Below are 19,969 nucleotides of genomic sequence, written 5' to 3' on the forward strand. Positions count from 1 at the left end.
CGGAACATATCAAAGAGGAAATCAAATCGAAGAGCGGGGTGATTGCATCGCTGACGGGCGCGGCCGTAGGCGGCACGCCGGTAGACGCGCAAACCGGAGGTGCGGTCGGGCAGAATGCGGTGGAAAACAACCTCTATCTGACATCGAAAGCCTTAAAACGGGATGAACAGACAGCCCGTAAAATTTATTCCGTCATAAAAGAGCAAGTCAAACATGAATGCAGTTCCACAGGAAGAATTACCGAATGTCGTCAAAATATAGGACGCATTATCGAATTTACCCAAGACAAACGCTTTGACAGTAGGTTTAAGGACTTAAAAAAAGAATCCTTATATTACCTAAATCAACATCCTGATTTAGTAGCCTCTTATTTGAAGGCTGAATACGAAAAGCTGGATAGGGAAGACAAAAGTATCCTGCACCGCTACATCTCACCCGGGGCTGAAATCGTTTCGGGCAGTTTGGGGGTTGTTCTTTCAGGAGTAGCCGGAGGCGGATCTTGTGCCGAGACTTTCGGCTTAGGCTGTGCCGCCGCTTTGGTTGGTGTAACGTCTTCCTACGATCATGTCATTACTGGGACGAAAAACTTCGGAAAAAAAGCCAGCGAACAACGACCGACGATTACGGTTCAGACCTTGAAGCAGTTGGGGCTGTCGGAGCAGGCTGCGGAATATGTTCAGTTCTCTATAGATTTGTTCAGTGTGGGTAAATCGGGGGGCGGTATACCTAAGACTAAGCCTGTGTCTGATGCGAAACCGAGATGGGAGGTTGATAGGAAGCTTAATAAATTGACAACTCGTGAGCAGGTGGAGAAAAATGTTCAGGAAACGAGAAGAGGGAATCAGAGTAGCCAGTTTAAAGCCCATGCTCAACGAGAAGCATCAATAAAATATTCTCTAAATGCCCTAGAAGGCATGAGAAATAATGGAGGGCATGCAATTAGACATTTAGAAGGCATTCTTATTCCTAATACAGGATCATTAGAAAATAGGGTTAATGCTTTCCGAAAAATTGCTTTGCCAATATTACAATCCCCTGTTCATAAAGCAGATTGGAGAATTGGTGCAACAAATGGTATAGCTCATTTAGGTAAATCAAATGGGAAATATGTTGTTATTGTTGTTGCAAAAGATGGGCCGTATAAGGATAAAGTCATTGCAAGCTTTATACCAGATAATAATCAATTAAACCTAATTAGGGGTAACTAAATGAAAATAATAGATTTTTTAAAAAATTGTGGTACTGACCAGTTTTCTATATTGTGTTATGGTATTTTTTTAAAAGAAGACAGAAATCATGAAAATATAAAGCAATGGGAATCTAGATCACGTTGCATTAAATCTGAAAAATATATTCTTGAAAATAATGAGTGGAAATATGATATTTTTTTAACAGAATCTTATTTTTTATATTCCAAAAATATTGATTTATTTAATGTAATTAAAGATGAAATACTAAATATCAATCAGCTTAATCCAATAGCTATAATATGCATGTTTGATGGTGCTTTCTCAGATTTTAATTATCTGAAGAATATAGATATAATTCAACAAACTTATGCATTCTGGTCAAAAGATATTGGTTTGTATATTGCTGAAGATACAGATACCCTACAATCAAATGAATGGAGTGAAAAAATTATATATCTATATAACCATATAGATATATAACAAGCATAGCCAGCGTAGCCAGTCTGTCTGATAGCAAGCGTGGGTGCTCGCACTCACGCGTTCTCTTTTTCGCTGTTAATCCGCTTTCAGGCAGCCTTAAAACCACTTACACTTACCTTTTTTGTTTTATCCCCCCTCTAAACTATGCCCACCATCACGACCCTAAACATCATCTCCCCTAAACTCTACCCCAATGAACAATGGAACGAAAGCGAAGCACTCGGTGCCATCACTTGGCTATGGTATCAGTCGCCTACGCATCGCCAAGTACCTATTGTGGAGATGATGACGTATATATTGCCTGTGTTAAAAAAACGGGCAGTTCGCTTTGTTTTGCAAGGGTACCCAACCAATCGGTTATATCTCATGGGCTTATTTTGATGAAGTGGCGCAGGCGCATTATTTAGAATCTGACCGCCATTTGCGCGACAACAGCGATTGGAACTGTGGCGACAATATTTGGCTGATTCAATGGTTTGCGACATTGGGACACAGTCATCAAATGCGCTCAGCTGTGCTCCAGTTATCTCCTAGTACGACAGTACGCGCCTTGTATCATAAAGGGAGCGATAAGGGTTTGAGAATTTTAACTTTTAAAACTTGATGCAATCGTGTATTGAATGCCCATTGATGATTTTATTGATTTTGCGACCATGCCATGAAACTTCCTTTATCCTATTTGCCTAATATTCGCTTTTTGTCTTGGTGCTGCTTATTGGCAGGTATCATTGCTCCTGCTACTTTGTTGGCCTCCCCCAACCCTGCCGAAATCCGTATGCAGCAAGATATTCAGCAACGCCAACGCGAAGAGCAGTTGCGCCAAACCATGCAGCCTGAAAGCGATGTGCGTTTGCATCAAAAAAACACGGGGGAAACGGTTAATCAGTTGATGGGCGATGACAGCAGCCAACCGTGTTTTGCCATTAACGAAGTGGTGTTGGAAGGCGAACACCATGCTCGGTTTCAGTTTGCCCTAAAACGTGCCTTGCGCGAAACGGGTTTTCAGGCTGGCAAGTGTCTGCATGCGGGCGACATTAATCACATTATGACGGTTGCGCAAAATATTTTGATTGGACGGGGTTACACCACCACGCGCATTTTGGCTGCGCCACAGGATTTAAACAGCGGTAAGCTGGTTTTAACGGTGTTGGCAGGTTATCTTAAAAACGTTGAAATGGATATGTCGCAAGCGAATCAAACCCATGCTGGACGCATTGCGGCGTTTCAAAATGAATTTCCCACGCGTTCAGACGGCATCTTGAATTTGCGCGATTTGGAACAGGGTTTGGAGAATTTAAAGCGTATTCCAACAGTGGAAGCAGATATTCAAATTGTGCCTGTGGAGGGGGTACCCAATCAAAGTACGGTACTGGTGAAATGGCAGCAAAGATTGGTGCCTTATCGTTTGAGTGTGGGGATGGATGATTCGGGTACAAAGGCAACAGGTAAATATCAAGGCAATGTTACTTTCTCGGCGGATAATCCATTGGGATTAAGCGATTTGTTTTATGTGAACTATGGACGTTCCATTGGTAATGTTCCCGATGAAACAGACAGTTCAGGCAGCCTGAAAAAAGGTGGTACACACAATTATGCGCTGCATTACTCTGTGCCGTTTGGCAAATGGACATGGGCATTCAATCACAGCGGCTACCGCTATCATCAAGCCGTAGCAGGATTAAGTGCAGCGTATGATTACAACGGTAAAAGTTACAACACCGATTTGGGTTTCAACCGCCTAATCTACCGCGATGCCAAACGCAAAACACATGTTGGTGCGAAATTATGGACACGCGAAACACAAAGCTATATTGACGATGCGGAGATTACGGTGCAACGCCGTAGAACGGCAGGTTGGTTAGCCGAGTTAAGCCATAAAGAATACATTGGCAACAGTACGGCTCAATTTAAGATTGCTTATAAACGTGGGACGGGTATGAGTGATGCTCTGCGCGCGCCTGAAGAAGCCTTTGGCGAAGGCACGTCACGTATGAAAATTTGGACGGCATCGGCTGATGTAAATACTCCTTTTCAAATCGGTAAACAGCTATTTGCCTATGACACATCCGTTCATGCACAATGGAACAAAACCCCGCTAACATCGCAAGACAAACTGGCTATCGGCGGACACCACACCGTGCGTGGCTTCGACGGTGAAATGAGTTTGTCTGCCGAGCGGGGATGGTATTGGCGCAACGATTTGAGCTGGCAATTTAAACCAGGCCATCAGCTTTATCTTGGGGCTGATGTAGGACATGTTTCAGGACAATCCGCCAAATGGTTATTGGGCCAAACTCTAGCCGGCACAGCAATTGGGATAAGCGGGCAGATAAAGCTTGTCGGCAACCTGCATTACGATATATTTACTGGCCGTGCATTGAAAAAGCCCGAATTTTTCCAATCAAGGAAATGGGCAAGCGGTTTTCAGGTAGGCTATACGTTTTAAAACGGCATAGTCAAATCAACGGTAACTATAGATATAGCTTTTCATAATAAAACACCTATCATGATTATGGTAAGAGATGGCTGTGTTTTGATATTAGATTGACACAGTAATTTAAGAAGGAATCATGAAATACATGATTCCTTCTCGTTTGCCTACATTAAACATATAGGCCGCCAACTCAATCAATAGAGTGATTTACCAGTTTTCCAATCTTCCCAGTATATCTCCTACCGAATACGATTCTTCTAATTTCTCGGTTTCAAACACCATAAGATGAAGTGATTTTCAGGGTGAAAGTCGATCGGCCATCTCTGACAGCCGGTTCAAACCCGGCAGCTACCGGAATGTAAACGGTAGACCTTCTTCATTTTCATCCGGGATAAAATGCCACTTCTGCGCCAACCATTCATTCTCACGCAATACATCCGAGTATTTAACAAGAACCTGTTCTTTAACTTGAACGATTGTATCCATCATAAAGGATGCATCTTCTCTTCCCAAATCGCAATATTTCTCAGCAAAATCCAACAATGTATTCTTGGAAGGGTATGTTTTCTTACCGAGGTCAGTCAGGTTCAATGCCAGCGTATCGTCATAAGCATCAAAAGTTCCTTGTGTTCCAACTCTGTATATTGATGTATCCAATACATCATAGGCAGGTGCAAGACGTACATCGTATTCGTCATGATAGAGTACTGAAAAATTTTTGAGGTGTGCATCCCCGTTTTTCAATATGCAACTGGCGGCAAGCTGGTTAAAGAAATGGATTAAATCTTCATTGGGCCTGCCGGATATCTGTCGGATAATCTGTGCAATAGCCGCATAACTGCCTTTATATTTATCTTCTACCGAATACTGGAGCAGACTGGTAAAGTCTTCCATCCCTAAGAAATAACCCTGTTCACTGACATCAAACCGACGTACCAATAAGACTGATGAATCTTCCGACAGACTGGTCTGTGCAACGGCAATGCCGGCTTGTTTGATGGTCTGCATGCATAAAAATTCATTGGCAGCCAAGCAAGGATATTCGGATGCATCAAAACCTTTGGCAATGTATGAAGCGGTTTGCTTGGTATTCCTGCGGATTGCGTCCAATGACATCTTCTGCTGTATCCCGGATACGCTGACGAAACGGCCGTGGTGGAAGATTTCTGCCATATATTGCTGAAAAACCTGTCGGGCATTTATGTCCAGCAAATCTCGTTCAGTCAATATTCTTGGATTTTTCATCTCTAACCCGTCAATCCATTCATTAAAAAGCGAGTCATTACAGCGCACATGTATCCGACCCAAAGCCTCTCTGCCCAGAATTGCCAAGCGCAGCATCTCATTGTCTTCAAAAGGCGCATCATGAAAAGCATATTTGCTTGTGATGTGTGCAGCCAAAAAGCCTTCCGGGAAATACTGTGCAAAGATATGTGGCATGTTGTTGCTGATATATACCTTGCTTCTGTCTTGATAATGCAGGCCCAGCAACGAAGAATTGGGATTGTCGTATGTGAACCGATACATGGCCCCCTTTTCCAAAGTACCGATTCTTTCATCGTTTGCCCAAACATCCAAATGGGTGATTCTGGGTTTACGCATACGTTTTCCGGATACAGTGAGGATAGGCTTCATCATGAAAATTTCTTTCAAACGGGAACAGCGGGACGTTTAGACACATCTGCTGATTTAATTATATCTGGCGTATTGCGTATGAAATTCAGTAATACCGCTTCTCGTGCCTTTTATCTCGTTCGGTTAGCATTACATTATTGGGTTTTTGCGTTTCCATAGCTGTAAATTCTCCCATTCTTGAGTATTCAAGTGCGGTTCGATTTGGTTAAGTAAGTCATAAACTGATTGCTTGTCTTCATCGCTTGGAAACCAATCATCTAAAATTACCCGACCGATTGAGCCAGTTTGTAACACTGCTGTGTAAAGATAATCCACGCAAGCACGGGGGTGATCTGCGAGCCAAACTGGGATGTTTTCAGGGAAATAACCCATTTTGTTCAGTCGATCCGTCCCATCAATAATGCCATTGTCACCTAATAGATGATTGGTATTTCGCTCTTGATTTTCACCGTAAATATAAAATTTTTCAGGATAGGCCCGATCACTCAATGCTTTTGCACTATGCCAGTCGCCTGTACCGTTAGGACTATGCACGTTTAAGGCTACAATACTGCTAACATATCGATCAGGTTCCGTTGGGGGTATATGTAACATAAAGATTCCTTAAAATTTAGCAGAGCAAAAGTGGTTTCCACGTTTTAGGACATATTTTACAGGATAGTCACCCCAATAATGTAAGGCTGTGTTTTAGTAATCTGTTGATTTCAATCACTTGCAAGGGAAAAGACAATTATTTTTCGGTTAGGAATAAACCTATCCTGTTGAATACCTTAAAGCCAAACACGCCTATCAACATCATATTAAAACACAGCCAATAATTAAAAGTATCGAATTTTCTAACCCTGCTTGCTTGGAAAGCAAAATTGCTACAATCTTGGTTAAATCAGCTACAAAGATCATTTGTAGAGCAAAAAGCAAGCAGTCCGCAGCTTCTTTTTGAAGGTGCGGACTGTATTGATTTTGACTCGGTTAAAGCTGCATTTTGGGCTAGCAAACTATTTTTTTTCTAACCTTTCCAATAAATCCTGAGGAGCAACATACTCTAAAGCATTTCCTGATTTGAACGGCACTAGGAATCTATATTCTCCCAGTTTACTCAAATCGCTACGGGCAGTATTCAGGGAGATGCCGTATTGGTTGGCAATTTCTTGTGCAGTAAAGATTTTTCCGCTTTCTTCCACTGCTTTTTGCAGGATACCAATTTGCCGTTGGTTCAACTTTCCTATCTTTTCAGTATATTGGGCAATCGCTGCTTTGAATTCCTGTTGGTGTTTTTGTTTGTCGGAAATGTAGTGCTCCAAATCGGCAACCGCCCGCTTGATAATATCGCATTGGTAATAGATGAAATAGGTTAAATCTGAATCGTCAGTTTCCGCATACAAATAGGATTTGGCGTATTGGGCCGGAGCGTTTTTCAGAAGACGGCTGATTGATATGTATTCAAATAACCAGTAGCCGTTTTTGAGCATAAACCAATAGAACAAAGCCCGCGCTGTCCGCCCGTTGCCATCACCAAATGGGTGGATGTAGCCGATGAGGAAATGCAAGATAATAGCTTGGACAACCGGATGGATAAACGGATTTTCCACGCCGTCATAGGTATTATTGGCAAACGCACACACCGCTTCCATCAGCGTATAAACCTGTCCGTGCGGTGGTGGTTGATACAGGCTGTTACCATTGATATCGGCGATAAAGATTTCGTCATCCTGCCTGAATTGTCCGGGCTCGGCCTTGTTTTCAATAGCGTTGCTGGTAGCAATGCGGTGCAAATCCAAAATCATTTCAACACTTAACGGCGTATTTTTCAATTCTACCGCTTTTTTCATCAAGTGATAGTTGTTCACTATCATGATTTCATCTTTTGTTTTTGGCTTACGCTGCGATTTGAGCATATCCTTGGCCACTTTGCGCGTGGTAGCCGCACCTTCCAGTTGGGCGGATGTAATCGCTTCTTCCATAATCAGAGACTTGAGCAAGAATCTGTTTTGCTCGTTTCTGCCGAAACCGCCCAAGCTAGACGTGCCGATAGTACTGCCGCAGCTTTTGTCAATCAAATGAAGCCGTGCCTGCAAAGAGTCGGGAATGCAGAACCAAAACTGATGTTCAAACGGGAAATCAATTGGTTTTTGGATTTTTTTGCGGCTTTCCTTGACGGCGCGCCATTTCATCCGCGTATCTTCCGTGTGAATCCGGCGGAATTTGTCCCAATGCAGGTAGGTTCCATTTTCATCTGTCACAGAAAATTCTGAATAATCTTTGATTTCAGTAAGAAAATCGGGAATGTCTATATCAGGATTGTTTGCGGAAGAATTCAGCAGCTTGGCAATTTGCGTCATTCTTTCAGTCAGATGCTGCATATATTCCTGTTGCAACAGGGTAGATTCCGGAGGTCTGGAAATCTTCATGATAAATACCAAAATCGCGCAATTTTTTATAATTGAGTTATTTTAGTCAAATTTTCTAGAAATAGAAAGTATTAAAAAACGAATCTTAAAGAAACCATAGTCTTCATAAATATGGAAAAATTGTGTCTACTATATTAAAAAAGGCTGTGTTTTAATATAGTGTTGATAGGCGTACTTGGCTTTAAGGTATTCAACAGGATAGGTTTATTCCTAACAGGAAAATAATTTGTCTTTTCCCTTACAAATAATTGAAATCAATAGTTTACTAAAACACAGCCTAATGTAAAAACCAATTGGTACAAATGGCGAAGATACCATTTGGCTCAAACGTACCGAGCAGCTACGCATGGAATGGTAAAATACCTACCGCAAATTGAAAGCTGCAAGACGACAGCTCTACTATACGTTCGCCAACAGAATTGCCGAACAAAGCCGGATAATCTGTATCAAAAAACTGAATCTGCTCAACCTACAGTGCATACAGATTGAAGTCAACAAACTCCACCAGAAGATAGTTACTCCATCCCTGCTGTTGCATACGCTGAAAGAAGGTGCAGCTAAAAATGGAGTTCATATCGAAGAGATTAAAGCCGATGCCACCAGCCAATCATGTTACTCTTGTGGCCGCTTGAACAAACGGATAGGTGTTGCTGCCACAAGAATCAATTATGGTTTGTGAGAGTTTCTGTCGGCATTACGACACTGATGAAAATGCCTCGTCCAATATTCGAAAATAGGGAGCTGAAAAGCTGGGAACATAGAGTAGCAGTTGATCGTAAAATCATAAACGCTTACGGAATAAAAAGATGTAGTGATCGCATCCCTGCATTCCTTTTTATGTTTTGTTGCTTTAGCAGTTTTACAGTTTAGCAACTGTACATTTTGGCATTTTTAACTTTTCATATACGAATCAACATTTTTAAATACTGCAAATATTTTGTACAAATTATATTCAGTATGCCTTTTTGATTTCTCATCATTAATATCTCGTTTATATTAATATTGCAAATAATTTAAACAAATTTTAGAAAAGGAAACTAATTGCGGTAACATCTAAAATCCAAAAAACTGCTTCTTTCTTTTTTACCTTCTTGCTGGTTTTATACTTCAGCAGTTGCACAGTTTTACTCCATGCAAACCAAACAACAAAAAAAGACCGACGAAGAAGTCTTCTGCTTAGAATTTAAAGAATACTTGAGTAGGGGCTCCCGTTTTCCGCGACATCATTTCCAAATAGACACGGGGTACGCTCAGCATTTCATCTGAACCATATCTATTTTTATCCCTAGTTTTAACCTTGTGAAACATCCAGTCCTTTTTCAAATCTTCAGACAGAAAAGAAATACTTTCCTGTTTGATTGACTTGAAGAGAACCATCCTACCATCACTCTCGTAAGAAAAGGCAGTATCTAATACCTGTCTTCTGGAGTCGATATACTCCCTTGACGAAAAAATGATGATATTACGGATACTAAAACTAAGGTCGTATCTACCCCCCCTACTCTCCCTAAGTAAAGAGATGAAACAGCGTATCGGTCCCCTACCGGTTGAATTTTCCGAAAAAAAGCGACGTAACCAGCATCAACATATATAAGAACAGCACAAATAGCATCAATACATCAGGCAACGAAAAAAGTCAGAATAATGCACTTAATGGAGTTTGGATATCTGTTGTTTTGTACTGTTAATATTGCTTCTTTCTGTGTTTACAGTTTAGCAGTTGTACAGTTTTACAGTAAGGTTTAAACAATGACTGATTTATTTTTAAATGCAGATATTGTAGAGGATAAATATGACCAAAGTCCTTTCAGTAACATTTTTGATTTTTTAGCGAGCCTTTTCATTTTCCCGGCGAGATCGGAAATGGCAGCGGTACTTTGGCCGCCGATATGCTTAAGTTCAAAACCTTACGCCACCAAAACCCTTGCTAGCTAAGGGTTAAACAGCTCACTTGAAATCTACTTAAGTCTAATCTAAACTATCCAATATGGATAGATTTTTAAACATAGGGCAAGCAGTAAAATTATTGTAGCTGAAAGCACAATCACTCGCTGGTGGTCTCAAACACGTGCCGACTACCTCGCCGAAAACACTATCAGCCGCGATAAACCGTGGGAAAAGCTCGGTATCGGCCGCCGCACTTGGTACTATCGCGGGAAACCGATGCCGTCTGAAACGCAACAGGAGAAAAATAATGAGCCGTTACCTGATTACCTTTGATATGGATACCAACTGCCTGAAAGACAATTACCACGGAAATAGCTATAACAATGCCTACTCCGATATTAAAACCATCTTGGCTAGACATGGATTTGAAAACATTCAGGGCAGTGTTTATCTAGGCCGTGAAGGCATCAGTGAAGCACACGGAACAATAGCCATTCAGGAACTGACCGCTCGGTTTGATTGGTTTTACTCCTGTATTTCAAACATTAAGTTTTACCGCCTTGAAAGCGATTTGAACGCACAATTTATCGCTGATGGTGTGTATCAAGCCAAACAGGCTTTCCTTCAACGTGTTGAACAACTTCGTATATCCCTAACAGAAGCTGGATTGTCTGATGAGCAAATTAATCAGGTTATGGAAAAACAGAAATTTGAATTGGAAAGTCCTAACCTGAAATTAAATTAACCTCCTTTGCCATTGCCGATCTCGCTGGGGAAATGAAAAGGCTCGCTAAAAAATCAAAAATGTTACTGAAAGGACTTTGGTCATATTTATCCTCTACAATATCTGCATTTAAAAATAAATCAGTCATTGTTTAAACCTTACTGTAAAACTGTACAACTGCTAAACTGTAAACACAGAAAGAAGCAATATTAACAGTACAAAACAACAGATATCCAAACTCCATTAAGTGCATTATTCTGACTTTTTTCGTTGCCTGATGTATTGATGCTATTTGTGCTGTTCTTATATATGTTGATGCTGGTTACGTCGCTTTTTTTCGGAAAATTCAACCGGTAGGGGACCGATACGCTGTTTCATCTCTTTACTTAGGGAGAGTAGGGGGGGTAGATACGACCTTAGTTTTAGTATCCGTAATATCATCATTTTTTTTCGTCAAGGGAATATACACGGAGGATGATTCTAAACCGGCAGGCAAAAAAGACCGCTTCTGAATTGCACCCCAAAAGTTGGACACCTTACCGACTTTAGGAGGTGCAGTTTTTTATGTTTATGGCAAAATATTCAGATGAATTCCGACTTGCCGTCGTCCAATACTATTTGGCAGGGAACGGCAGCACAAGAACAGCAAACCATTTTTCCATTTCCAATTCATTGGTACGCAAATGGGTGACAAGATACAGATTACACGGTGAGAGCGGCATCAAACGCAGAAAGCATACGACAAAATATTCGGTCTAATACAAATTTGAGGCAATCCGCCTGGTGACGGAGCAGGGAATGTCCCAAAAAGCTGCCGCAGACCAACTGAATCTGCCCGACTGCTCCATCTTGCTGCAATGGTTGCGCCTCTACCGTTTGAATGGTATTAACGGTTTAAAGCCCAAACCCAAAGGAAGAAAGCCCGTGAAAAACAGCATCCGCCGCAAACGAAAAAAGCCGACTATCTGAAAACCAAGGAAGAACTGCTTGCGGAATTGGCTTAACCCCGAAAGTCTATATGTTAAACACCGGCCTGATGGCCTACCTGACCAAATGGCCGCTGCTTTCAACCTGCTGCGCAACACGCTGCCGGCAAACGAATTGTGCATCGCCCACGGCACGATTATCAACCAGTACCCGCAAAAAATCTGGTTGGCGGAGAATTTGGTTGCCGTGCCTGCTGCCTATGTTTGAGGCTGCCTGAAACTATTTTCGAGCTAACGCTTTATCTTTCTTTTTACGACACCCTCGGCGGAGACTTCCTCATTTTCTGTTATTGAGCCGATGAAATAATCTTGGTCGTAGTGGTAAAACAGTTCGTCCAAAATCCGTATCGGGTTGGTCATGCGGTCATCTCGCAGGTGTAACAGATCCCGTTCGCGCAGGACGTACAGCTCATACCCTTTGGCCATGCGGAAATATTGCCATAAACTCATTACCTGCAAAGGTGGTAGGTCATCATCTGCGGTATCACTGACATACAGCCCATACAGCTGCAACAGGGTGGTCAAGGCCATCATCGCTTTATTATTGTCCGAACCGGAATATTGCCGCCATTTTGCCAGCTTGGCTTTGGCAACTCGCGGAATGACGCGCACATACTCGATGTTTTTTCGGGGTGTGCGGTGGTTTTGGGAGCCAGTTCTTCAGGCAAACCGGATCCGGGTAACACCGTCTGCCACGTTTCGCCCCAAACCGGTTTTTGTTTCGCCTGCGCGTATTCTTCCAGCCGGATATAGATGTCTATAGCCATGCGGACGGCTTCTTCAAACGAATAATCCCAAGCCCGGCCATCAGTTTGCACGGCTATGCCCGCAGCGGGATCGTATTGCCGTAGTCGTTCGGTTGCTTCCAGTTGGTAGGCACTTGCCCACATGTTTACCACGCGGTACAAGGTTAGGGGCAGCCGTAAGGCCAAATCTTCCCATTCTTCAGTTTCTGAAGCTGTATTTTAGGTAGCCCGACCGGATAAAACACGGCGGGAAAAAAACGACCCCCGTATGCAGGCTGGCTGAAAACAACTTGCGGCCTGTTGCCCAAACGTAATTCGATCTTACCCAGCTGTGATTCTGGTGCTGCCAGGATCTTGAAAGCGTCTGCTATTTCCTGTCCATCAAGATCGTAGAACACGAAGCCGGCATGCTGCAAAAATAACACGATCGCAAAATTGATAAACACACTGGAACTGACATTGTAGCCGCTCATGCGCCGCCAGCAGGTTAATGCCGCCCCCACTTCCTGCTTCAAGTTTCCATTGGGAAAACGGCAGGTAAAACGGAAACTGTTCCAGCCGTTAATGATAGCGGCATCTATAAAATTAAATGTGTTGTCATAAAATTGGTACTGTTCAGCCGTTTTGGCGATGGCAGCCTCCACGGCCCAGGTGACGCAGTCGTTCATAGTGATGGCCTGCCTTGTTTGTCGGTAACCGTGCCGTCCCAGCCGCCGTTCAGGTCGAAACTGCCGCCTATGCCGAAGCTTTTGCCTTCGTAGCGGCTGTGGTTTTGAATGTCGCTATGGGTGAGGGTCGCCGTCTGAAAAAGGTTTTTACCCTTATCTTCTGCGCTTTGGCTAGACGTGATGATACCGCCCTTGAGGTCTGTGTTGTCTCTGACTTTGATTTGATAGCCGTCTTCTCCGGCATAAATACCGCTTTGCTCGGTTACCGAAGCATGGTCTGCTTTGACTTTGCTTTGGCTGTAACTGCCGCTTGCACTGAAGCCATAACCGACGGTAACTTGGACGTTGCCGTTTTGCTGTTTGCTCTGATAGGTTTCAGTGTCTTGAACGCTTTCTATATGCAGGTTGCGCGTATCTGCCTGTATGCCTTTGCCGATGAGCTGCGCACCTTTGAGGGTGGTATCCCCGCCGCTTCGGATGGTAGTTTTACCGGTTGTGCTGCCAATATGGGTGTGGCGGTGGGCTGCTTTTGTCTGATTGCTGTAGCTACTTGTTGAAAGAAAGGTCGTCTGAAACCGTATTTGTTGTTTCAGACGACCTCTTGGCTCAAACCCTGAGAACCGCATGCGTGCGTTCTGCACACATCCTACTTGTTGAGTTTAGATTTCATATGAGCTACAGCTTACTAATTTATGGTTTATCTATATTCCTGATATCTAATAGAATTATATAAAATACCATTCTTATCAAAAATAGGTAATAATTTAATCAAATACCAGTTAACATCAACTATGTCTTTATCAAAATTTTTAATATTAATTGTGATGTTAAATGAGAATTCAAAATTAGGGAAAAATAAAACTTGTCCACCAATATTGGTGTCAGCCCATGTTATTGAAAATCCGATTACTTCATCTAAATTGCTTTTTATTCTTAAAAAATCTAAAATTTCTTTTTCTGACATAGAAGCTGAATTCCAATCATAGTCTTCATCGCCAAGTGGTAAATAAACAAAATTTCCATCATCTAGAAAACTCCAGCCTCCATACAATAAGCATTCTAGTATTTCATAACGAGAGAATTTCTTATTATTTATGGATAAATCAATATCTAAACTTACACTTCTTGACATTTTTAAATCTCCTATAACTTTTAATATTCAAAATATTTAATACCTTTTTTGTTCAAAAATTCTTTAATATGTTTGTGGATTGGTGTATTTGAATGTAATTCATATGTTGCTCCATTTTTTGTTGCAATTTTCAATCTATCACCCATATCTGATTTAAATTTTTCGAATTTTTGAGGTGTAGAAGTGTGATCTCTCCAGAAATTACCAGATTTGGCTTCATACCAACGATTGATTGTAATAGCACCATCAAACTCTCTTTGCCTCAGCAGCATAAGGCGCAGCGGCATTGACCGCGCTTTGTAACCCGCTGGATCGGTGGCGTTAAACAAAGGCCGTCTGAAACGATTTTCTGTTTTCAGACGGCCTTTTGTTAAGTAATATTAAGTGATAAAGCACATATGCCCAACCAGCTTTGTCAAGAGCTTCCAAAAGGCTGCTTGCGCAGCATGACAAGTTACGGCTCGTTTAATTAAAACTCTCCTGATCTAAAAATTCTAACTCTACTTCCCGGCAAACTATATATATGCTAAAACCAGTCGGAAGATCATACCTACGGCCTATCACTTCCAGCGCACCTCCATAATCCAAGATTTCATCATCCTGCTTTAATTCGCCAAGTTCCAATGTATTATCGATATTTATATCTTGGCTCTTTGTAGCGTATCCATAGACAAATTTCAGATAGCTGAACTGCTTGAATTTAATTTTTACCCAGTCTGTATAATTTGGTGTAGGAATCTCTTGAGGAAAGTCCGGATAATCCACATTCTTGACGATAATATGGAATTCATCGTTTTTCAAAGTATAGTTTAATAGAGTGCCCTCATATATATACAGAAATTGATAATCTTTTTTTGGAATAGTATAAGTTGTCATATTATTTTACCTTTTCAAAAACAATGGTTTTATAATCAGTTGATCTCAAGTCAGTTCCATCACTCTGATGAAATTCCAGTCGTTTAAACTCTTCCTTTAACGGCCCATTATATTTTAACCTTAATCCCATTCGGGCCAGTTCTGTCTCATTTGGAATTCCTCTTAAATACTTATTATAAATTTATTTCTATTATATATAGGATCAAGTTTAGTGGGATACGGACTTAGCTAATGGGTCAAAATCAACTAATAGAAGGGACTCCTCCATTTTTAGAAACAAATATAGGCCAATTTCCAATAATAGATTTGTTTATATCCATTGTTTCTAAATATTCTTTTGACTGATATGGGAAAAACCATCCATCATCATTTTCTCGTACATGAGATTCAACTATTAACAATGAAATTCCCATTTCTTGCTCTATTTGACTTAAAAAAGATACTGCGATTTTTTTTGCTTCTCGATAATTAATTGTCATAGTAATACTCCAAATTGAAAATGTTTGAAGGTAGTAAAATTGACTTCGCCTCCTTTTTGTATTTGCCTATTAATATACCTTTTTGGACAACTGCGCTTTATAGCCCGCGCGAGATCGGCACATTAAACAAAGACCGTCTGAAACGATTTTCTGTTTTCAGACGGCCTCTTAGCTCAAACCTTGAGAACCGCATGCGTGCGTTTTTCACACATTCTACTTATTGAGTTTAGATTTCATATGGGCTACGGCTTGCTCATGATTCATGGTTATTCTCCTTTTCTAGTTTGCAAGTTGAAGTTATTTAAAACAAGATTTAATTCAGTCATAAGCTTCTCATGATGAAAAATGTAAACATAGTTTTCTATAACTTATTCTATTAATTATGTATTCAATAAACTCAAATCATCATTTGTTGGAATGGTAAGGTGATTTTCATTATTTCTAAATTCCCCATTAACATATTCTGAGAATGCACATGTTTTGCAGCAATAAACTAATCTATTAGTCTCGATTTCCTTCCATAAATCAAAACCATAGGTGCCATGGCAAATATTACATTCCATATCTGGTTCTTGAATAATAAATAAATTCTCTAAAAAATTTTGTAGCAATTGATAAATATATGGATTATTTCTTTGCATGGAAATATCTATTTCCCGTTTAAGAGCTTTTAAATCGTAAAAACTAATTAGTGATTTTTTTATTGGATAATTAGGGATATCTAAAATTTCTATATTCATAAATTTAGAAATATTTGAACGGTGATCTAAAAATTCTTTCTCTAAACTAGGATAATCATGTAACCATTTAAGAATTAAAGTTGCGAGTAAGATATGATCTACATTATTACCTATACCCTCTATTTTTTCTTTTAAAGAAAGTATTATTTTTTTTTGCATAATTACTGCCCTTTCACTGGATATGTTGTAATTAAATTTCCCATTTCGTCAGTAAATATCTTAATATATCTAGTTGGTGTTCCTCCTTCCTTCAAACTAGTTATACCAATATTCTTACCAGTATCGACTACGCGGACAAACTGACCGCCAGGGATGGCTGTTACTGGAGAGGATATCGTATTTCTACTTTGTAAAATAACTTTTAATTCATTTGGAGTTATTGAAAAAATAGAACGGCTATTTTCAACTGACCTATAAAAATGGCCATTTATTACATGCTTAAATCCTGCTGAAACCTGTTCCCCACTATCACGTAAGGGTGTAAATCTAGTTTTATCCATTGCAACATTAATTCGGGTGTAGACAGCTCCTTGTGGCTCGGTAATGATAATTTTCATATTGGGTACAGGCTTAGCCTTAGGCATACCGCCCCCCGATTTACCCACACTGAACAAATCTATAGAGAACTGAACATATTTCGCAGCCTGCTCCGACAACCCCAACTGCTTCAAGGTCTGAACCGTAATCGTCGGTCGTTGCTCGCTGGCTTTTTTTCCGAAGTTTTTCGTCCCAGTAATCACATGATCGTAGGAAGACGTTACACCAACCAAAGCGGCGGCACAGCCTAAGCCGAAAGTCTCGGCACAAGATCCGCCTCCGGCTACTCCTGAAAGAACAACCCCCAAACTGCCCGAAACGATTTCAGCCCCGGGTGAGATGTAGCGGTGCAGGATACTTTTGTCTTCCCTATCCAGCTTTTCGTATTCAGCCTTCAAATAAGAGGCTACTAAATCAGGATGTTGATTTAGGTAATATAAGGATTCTTTTTTTAAGTCCTTAAACCTACTGTCAAAGCGTTTGTCTTGGGTAAATTCGATAATGCGTCCTATATTTTGACGACATTCGGTAATTCTTCCTGTGGAACTGCATTCATGTTTGACTTGCTCTTTTATGACGGAATAAATTTTACGAGCTGTCTGTTCGTCCTTCTTTAAGGCTTCCGATGTCAGATAGAGGTTGTTTTCCACCGCATTCTGTCCGATCGCCCCTCCGGTTTGCGCGTCTACCGGCGTGCCGCCTACGGCCGCGCCCGTCAGCGATGCAATCACCCCGCTCTTCGATTTGATTTCTTCTTTGATATGTTCCGGCAGCAGGTTGGCATTGAACTCGCCTGTTTGCGGATCAATTGCGGTTTTACCATCGTTATACCGTTGGGCAAGATGTTCCGCTGCCTTTTCAGCTGCAACTGCTGCCGAGCCGCCGGCAGCAAAATTACCACCGTTGACGCGGGCGATAGCTGCTCCTAAAAGGAAATGTCCGATTGCCTGGGCGGTTTCGTTTTTGTTTTCACCGTGTCCAAATGTCCTACCTATTGCTTCGGAGGCATAAGGCGCAGCAGCATTGACTGCGCTTTTTAACCCGCTGGCTCAGTGGCGTTAAACAAAGGCCGTCTGAAACGGTTTTTCTGTTTTCAGACGGCCTTTCGTCAAGTAATGGGGGATGCAGACATAATTGGTATTGCGGAATCTTCAAGCCAGCGTGCGTGCCATACTCACTCTATAGGGAGGATTTGTTTACATTGTGGCTTGTTCTGCATCAACTTACATCAAATATCAGATTTTTCTTCATCGGCTTTATCATTCATTACCTTATTTACGGCTTCTGGAGACAGGGGCTTACCGCATTTGCTGCAGTAATCGATTTTTGGAACAGGGGAAATGCCTTTAAAGAAAGTAAAGCTATCCGACCCGATGCCGACGGAGGTGCCATAATTCATCTTTTGGAATTCGTGGCAATAGGGGCAGATTCCTGCGATGATTATGTAGAATACAATTATGATACCTCCGAAACTGAAATATATCGCAAATATTATTTGCACAATTGTTATTTGCAGAAAGTTAGAACCCGTTATCACGTCTTGGATAAATGCCAAAACCACTGTGATTCCGAGAATTAAAAAGAAAAATTTCGAAATCCTCATCCTTTTCTGAAACCTGATTGCGGTATCCATGGCTTTGTCTTTGTCATTTAAGTTTGTGTTCATGTTTTTGACCCTCTTTGTTTCTAAAATCCTTTTTAAATTGCCGACTTTTTCCGTTCCAAATGTCCCATTTGAACATTATCCCGCCGCCTATTTGTGTTTTGAGAGACACCTTTGCTTCGCCTCCTTTATAGATGGAGGAAGTGCCATTAGGCTTATATTCCCTTCCTCCATGAAGCGATGTGCTAATATTCACAACCCCAATCTTACCTTCAATTTCGGCTAATTCAGTTGCTACTTATTGTATTTAATCATATTTATTTGAATTGAATTCTTTTAGTTTATTGTGAGATGAAAATAGTATTTTCGATGAGAAACCCATGACTAAAATAGTATAGTCTTTATCATTCTTTACGAAGTAACAATTACCATATCCTGCAATATTTTTATCCCAAAAATCACAATATGATTCAGTAGTAAAATCAGTTTTAGTTGATATAAAATCAAAATTATTTGGATAAGACCCATATTGCTGGTAATATTTATCTATATTTTCTACTAAGAAATCAATCCTTTTTTCTAACATTTTGAGATTAATTTGTAATAATAAAATGTATAAAACTATACTGGTTGTTATTATTTTTAAATAAGTCATTTTATTTTCCAGTAAATAGAGGTTTAGTTGTTTTGTTAACTATGCCTGAATGTATACCTAAGTCTTCTTTTGGTAACGATGAATAATTAGGTGCCATTTTAGGATCTTGTGCTTTTAGTATATGAGTGAAGTAATAATTTATTTGTTCCCCAAAAGTTTGTTGTGTTTTAGGATTAAAGTATTTTGCCCCAAAAATCGCACCATACTTATCTGACGGTAAATCTTCATATGAATAAGCAGAGTGTTTTGATTTCAAAGAATCTACTTTTTCCTGAATATATCCAGATTGAATTGCTTCATTAATAGCTTTATTTTGTATTTCTTCCAATGACAGGCGTCTTATTTGTCCATAATTAAATGGTAATTTCCAATCTACGTCATTCTTTTTTATTAATTCAATTTTTTCTCTATATGCAATAGATGCATAAAATAAGAAATGGACAATATCAATCCACCCTGCTTTACTTGTATATATGTATCTACTTTTTGAAAGATTAAAATAAGGAGTAACATTGGGAGTGTAGTCCCAATCAGTATTACTTAATCGTAACATAGCATTATGGGCAGCTTGTACTTTAGTTTGTCCCATTTTTGAAGGGGTATTGTTGAATACATCAATAAATGTATTAATTGTACCTGTTTGTTTTTGATTGACTGCATTATTTTCCACCGCATTCTGCCCGACCGCACCTCCGGTTTGCGCGTCTACCGGCGTGCCGCCTACGGCCGCGCCCGTCAGCGATGCAATCACCCCGCTCTTCGATTTGATTTCCTCTTTGATATGTTCCG

General features: G+C 40.6%; 26 protein-coding genes and 1 pseudogene. 11 read left to right on the plus strand and 16 right to left on the minus strand.

Translation table 11 applies throughout. The features are described 5' to 3' along the window. From DBY86_RS14195 to DBY86_RS12140, 5 genes are all read left to right on the plus strand, one after another. A partial coding sequence (locus DBY86_RS14195; protein WP_465119554.1) for a VENN motif pre-toxin domain-containing protein occupies positions 1–1,208 on the plus strand: 1,208 nt, incomplete at its 5' end. Then, entirely contained in the window at positions 1,209–1,670 is a 462-nt protein-coding gene (locus DBY86_RS12130; RefSeq protein ID WP_004467569.1) for a hypothetical protein, read from the plus strand. It abuts the gene before it with no gap. A gap of 144 nt (positions 1,671–1,814) precedes the next feature. Beyond that, the gene (locus DBY86_RS14020) at positions 1,815–2,051 is read left to right on the plus strand and encodes a toxin-activating lysine-acyltransferase (RefSeq protein ID WP_301001452.1); all 237 of its coding nucleotides are present in this window, start codon (positions 1,815–1,817) and stop codon (positions 2,049–2,051) included. Further along, complete coding sequence (locus tag DBY86_RS14025; RefSeq protein ID WP_301001453.1) at positions 1,999–2,274, plus strand: toxin-activating lysine-acyltransferase; 276 nt, start codon at positions 1,999–2,001, stop codon at positions 2,272–2,274. The genes DBY86_RS14020 and DBY86_RS14025 overlap by 53 nt, the downstream gene beginning before the upstream one ends. Positions 2,275–2,328: 54 nt before the next feature. Next, entirely contained in the window at positions 2,329–4,116 is a 1,788-nt protein-coding gene (locus DBY86_RS12140) for a ShlB/FhaC/HecB family hemolysin secretion/activation protein (protein WP_107820145.1), read from the plus strand. A 336-nt stretch (positions 4,117–4,452) separates the two neighbouring features. Here the strand turns inward: DBY86_RS12140 and DBY86_RS12145 are convergent, their stop codons facing one another. The 3 genes from DBY86_RS12145 to DBY86_RS12155 all read right to left on the minus strand — a co-directional run bounded on the left by DBY86_RS12145 (position 4,453) and on the right by DBY86_RS12155 (position 8,099). Beyond that, positions 4,453–5,742, minus strand: coding sequence for a type II toxin-antitoxin system HipA family toxin (locus DBY86_RS12145; protein WP_199901105.1), 1,290 nt, complete (start codon positions 5,740–5,742; stop codon positions 4,453–4,455). Positions 5,743–5,868: 126 nt separating this feature from the next. Next, positions 5,869–6,333 (minus strand): hypothetical protein, encoded by a 465-nt coding sequence (locus DBY86_RS12150; RefSeq protein ID WP_107820146.1) that lies wholly within the window; start codon positions 6,331–6,333, stop codon positions 5,869–5,871. A gap of 401 nt (positions 6,334–6,734) precedes the next feature. Beyond that, a complete protein-coding gene (locus tag DBY86_RS12155) occupies positions 6,735–8,099 on the minus strand; it encodes a Fic family protein (protein ID WP_107820147.1) in 1,365 nt (454 codons plus the stop codon). Between the two features lie 421 nt (positions 8,100–8,520). Here DBY86_RS12155 and DBY86_RS12165 point away from each other — a divergent pair, with 421 nt between their 5' ends. The 6 genes from DBY86_RS12165 (at position 8,521) to DBY86_RS12200 (ending at position 11,952) form a co-directional block, all read left to right on the plus strand. After that, complete coding sequence (locus DBY86_RS12165) at positions 8,521–8,826, plus strand: transposase (RefSeq protein WP_234403455.1); 306 nt, start codon at positions 8,521–8,523, stop codon at positions 8,824–8,826. Positions 8,827–9,896: 1,070 nt separating this feature from the next. After that, positions 9,897–10,082, plus strand: a complete 186-nt coding sequence (locus DBY86_RS12175) for a hypothetical protein (protein WP_107820149.1) — start codon at positions 9,897–9,899, stop codon at positions 10,080–10,082. A 259-nt stretch (positions 10,083–10,341) separates the two neighbouring features. After that, positions 10,342–10,779 (plus strand): VapD, encoded by a 438-nt coding sequence (locus tag DBY86_RS12185; RefSeq protein WP_107820150.1) that lies wholly within the window; start codon positions 10,342–10,344, stop codon positions 10,777–10,779. A gap of 549 nt (positions 10,780–11,328) precedes the next feature. Next, positions 11,329–11,517, plus strand: coding sequence for a helix-turn-helix domain-containing protein (locus tag DBY86_RS12190; RefSeq protein WP_192882239.1), 189 nt, complete (start codon positions 11,329–11,331; stop codon positions 11,515–11,517). A 21-nt stretch (positions 11,518–11,538) separates the two neighbouring features. After that, positions 11,539–11,727 carry a helix-turn-helix domain-containing protein gene (locus DBY86_RS12195; protein ID WP_465119555.1) on the plus strand — a complete coding sequence of 63 codons (189 nt, stop codon included), beginning with the start codon at positions 11,539–11,541 and terminating at the stop codon, positions 11,725–11,727. Positions 11,728–11,811: 84 nt separating this feature from the next. Continuing rightward, positions 11,812–11,952, plus strand: a complete 141-nt coding sequence (locus DBY86_RS12200; RefSeq protein WP_234403456.1) for a hypothetical protein — start codon at positions 11,812–11,814, stop codon at positions 11,950–11,952. Positions 11,953–11,975: 23 nt separating this feature from the next. Here DBY86_RS12200 and DBY86_RS13830 read toward each other — a convergent pair whose 3' ends face one another. From DBY86_RS13830 to DBY86_RS13850, 13 genes and pseudogenes are all read right to left on the minus strand, one after another. Continuing rightward, complete coding sequence (locus DBY86_RS13830) at positions 11,976–12,278, minus strand: hypothetical protein (RefSeq protein WP_234403457.1); 303 nt, start codon at positions 12,276–12,278, stop codon at positions 11,976–11,978. Next, positions 12,275–12,634, minus strand: coding sequence for a hypothetical protein (locus tag DBY86_RS13835; protein ID WP_234403458.1), 360 nt, complete (start codon positions 12,632–12,634; stop codon positions 12,275–12,277). Before DBY86_RS13835 ends, DBY86_RS13830 begins: the two co-directional genes overlap by 4 nt. Before the next feature lie 20 nt (positions 12,635–12,654). After that, a complete protein-coding gene (locus DBY86_RS13840; protein WP_234403459.1) occupies positions 12,655–13,158 on the minus strand; it encodes a hypothetical protein in 504 nt (167 codons plus the stop codon). A 2-nt stretch (positions 13,159–13,160) separates the two neighbouring features. Beyond that, positions 13,161–13,784: pseudogene (locus tag DBY86_RS12210) on the minus strand (hemagglutinin repeat-containing protein); the annotation flags it as partial. Between the two features lie 71 nt (positions 13,785–13,855). Further along, on the minus strand, positions 13,856–14,290 hold the full coding sequence (locus tag DBY86_RS12215; protein ID WP_234403461.1) for a hypothetical protein: 435 nt from the start codon (positions 14,288–14,290) through the stop codon (positions 13,856–13,858). 20 nt (positions 14,291–14,310) lie between these two features. Next, positions 14,311–14,619, minus strand: coding sequence for a hypothetical protein (locus tag DBY86_RS12220; RefSeq protein WP_107820153.1), 309 nt, complete (start codon positions 14,617–14,619; stop codon positions 14,311–14,313). A 136-nt stretch (positions 14,620–14,755) separates the two neighbouring features. Further along, a complete protein-coding gene (locus DBY86_RS12225) occupies positions 14,756–15,166 on the minus strand; it encodes a hypothetical protein (RefSeq protein ID WP_107820154.1) in 411 nt (136 codons plus the stop codon). Positions 15,167–15,408: 242 nt separating this feature from the next. Next, entirely contained in the window at positions 15,409–15,645 is a 237-nt protein-coding gene (locus DBY86_RS12230; RefSeq protein ID WP_107820155.1) for a YrhB domain-containing protein, read from the minus strand. Between the two features lie 380 nt (positions 15,646–16,025). Beyond that, positions 16,026–16,544, minus strand: a complete 519-nt coding sequence (locus tag DBY86_RS12235) for a hypothetical protein (protein ID WP_107820156.1) — start codon at positions 16,542–16,544, stop codon at positions 16,026–16,028. 2 nt (positions 16,545–16,546) lie between these two features. Beyond that, the gene (locus DBY86_RS14030; protein WP_301001454.1) at positions 16,547–17,653 is read right to left on the minus strand and encodes a VENN motif pre-toxin domain-containing protein; all 1,107 of its coding nucleotides are present in this window, start codon (positions 17,651–17,653) and stop codon (positions 16,547–16,549) included. 497 nt (positions 17,654–18,150) lie between these two features. Next, on the minus strand, positions 18,151–18,588 hold the full coding sequence (locus DBY86_RS13450; RefSeq protein ID WP_199901106.1) for a hypothetical protein: 438 nt from the start codon (positions 18,586–18,588) through the stop codon (positions 18,151–18,153). Between the two features lie 244 nt (positions 18,589–18,832). Further along, on the minus strand, positions 18,833–19,180 hold the full coding sequence (locus tag DBY86_RS12260) for a hypothetical protein (RefSeq protein WP_107820158.1): 348 nt from the start codon (positions 19,178–19,180) through the stop codon (positions 18,833–18,835). A 1-nt stretch (position 19,181) separates the two neighbouring features. Further along, on the minus strand, positions 19,182–19,969 hold a 788-nt coding region (locus DBY86_RS13850), incomplete at its 5' end, for a VENN motif pre-toxin domain-containing protein (RefSeq protein WP_234403462.1).

The organism is Neisseria bergeri (assembly GCA_003044455.1).
GTDB classification, from domain to species: Bacteria; Pseudomonadota; Gammaproteobacteria; order Burkholderiales; family Neisseriaceae; genus Neisseria; species Neisseria bergeri.

Excerpts from the sequence above, each read along its gene's own strand:
- DBY86_RS13840 (WP_234403459.1), bottom strand. The coding sequence starts at position 13,158 with ATGAACGACTGCGTCACCTGGGCCGTGGAGGCTGCCATCGCCAAAACG.
- DBY86_RS12140 (WP_107820145.1), top strand. The coding sequence starts at position 2,329 with ATGAAACTTCCTTTATCCTATTTGCCTAATATTCGCTTTTTGTCTTGG.
- DBY86_RS12130 (WP_004467569.1), top strand. The coding sequence starts at position 1,209 with ATGAAAATAATAGATTTTTTAAAAAATTGTGGTACTGACCAGTTTTCT.
- DBY86_RS12260 (WP_107820158.1), bottom strand. The coding sequence starts at position 19,180 with ATGACTTATTTAAAAATAATAACAACCAGTATAGTTTTATACATTTTA.
- DBY86_RS13830 (WP_234403457.1), bottom strand. The coding sequence starts at position 12,278 with ATGATGGCCTTGACCACCCTGTTGCAGCTGTATGGGCTGTATGTCAGT.
- DBY86_RS12155 (WP_107820147.1), bottom strand. The coding sequence starts at position 8,099 with ATGCAGCATCTGACTGAAAGAATGACGCAAATTGCCAAGCTGCTGAAT.
- DBY86_RS12190 (WP_192882239.1), top strand. The coding sequence starts at position 11,329 with ATGGCAAAATATTCAGATGAATTCCGACTTGCCGTCGTCCAATACTAT.
- DBY86_RS12215 (WP_234403461.1), bottom strand. The coding sequence starts at position 14,290 with ATGTCAAGAAGTGTAAGTTTAGATATTGATTTATCCATAAATAATAAG.
- DBY86_RS12230 (WP_107820155.1), bottom strand. The coding sequence starts at position 15,645 with ATGACAATTAATTATCGAGAAGCAAAAAAAATCGCAGTATCTTTTTTA.
- DBY86_RS14020 (WP_301001452.1), top strand. The coding sequence starts at position 1,815 with ATGCCCACCATCACGACCCTAAACATCATCTCCCCTAAACTCTACCCC.
- DBY86_RS12175 (WP_107820149.1), top strand. The coding sequence starts at position 9,897 with ATGACTGATTTATTTTTAAATGCAGATATTGTAGAGGATAAATATGAC.
- DBY86_RS13835 (WP_234403458.1), bottom strand. The coding sequence starts at position 12,634 with ATGTGGGCAAGTGCCTACCAACTGGAAGCAACCGAACGACTACGGCAA.
- DBY86_RS12145 (WP_199901105.1), bottom strand. The coding sequence starts at position 5,742 with ATGATGAAGCCTATCCTCACTGTATCCGGAAAACGTATGCGTAAACCC.
- DBY86_RS12185 (WP_107820150.1), top strand. The coding sequence starts at position 10,342 with ATGAGCCGTTACCTGATTACCTTTGATATGGATACCAACTGCCTGAAA.
- DBY86_RS12225 (WP_107820154.1), bottom strand. The coding sequence starts at position 15,166 with ATGACAACTTATACTATTCCAAAAAAAGATTATCAATTTCTGTATATA.
- DBY86_RS13450 (WP_199901106.1), bottom strand. The coding sequence starts at position 18,588 with ATGAACACAAACTTAAATGACAAAGACAAAGCCATGGATACCGCAATC.
- DBY86_RS12235 (WP_107820156.1), bottom strand. The coding sequence starts at position 16,544 with ATGCAAAAAAAAATAATACTTTCTTTAAAAGAAAAAATAGAGGGTATA.
- DBY86_RS12150 (WP_107820146.1), bottom strand. The coding sequence starts at position 6,333 with ATGTTACATATACCCCCAACGGAACCTGATCGATATGTTAGCAGTATT.
- DBY86_RS12200 (WP_234403456.1), top strand. The coding sequence starts at position 11,812 with ATGGCCGCTGCTTTCAACCTGCTGCGCAACACGCTGCCGGCAAACGAA.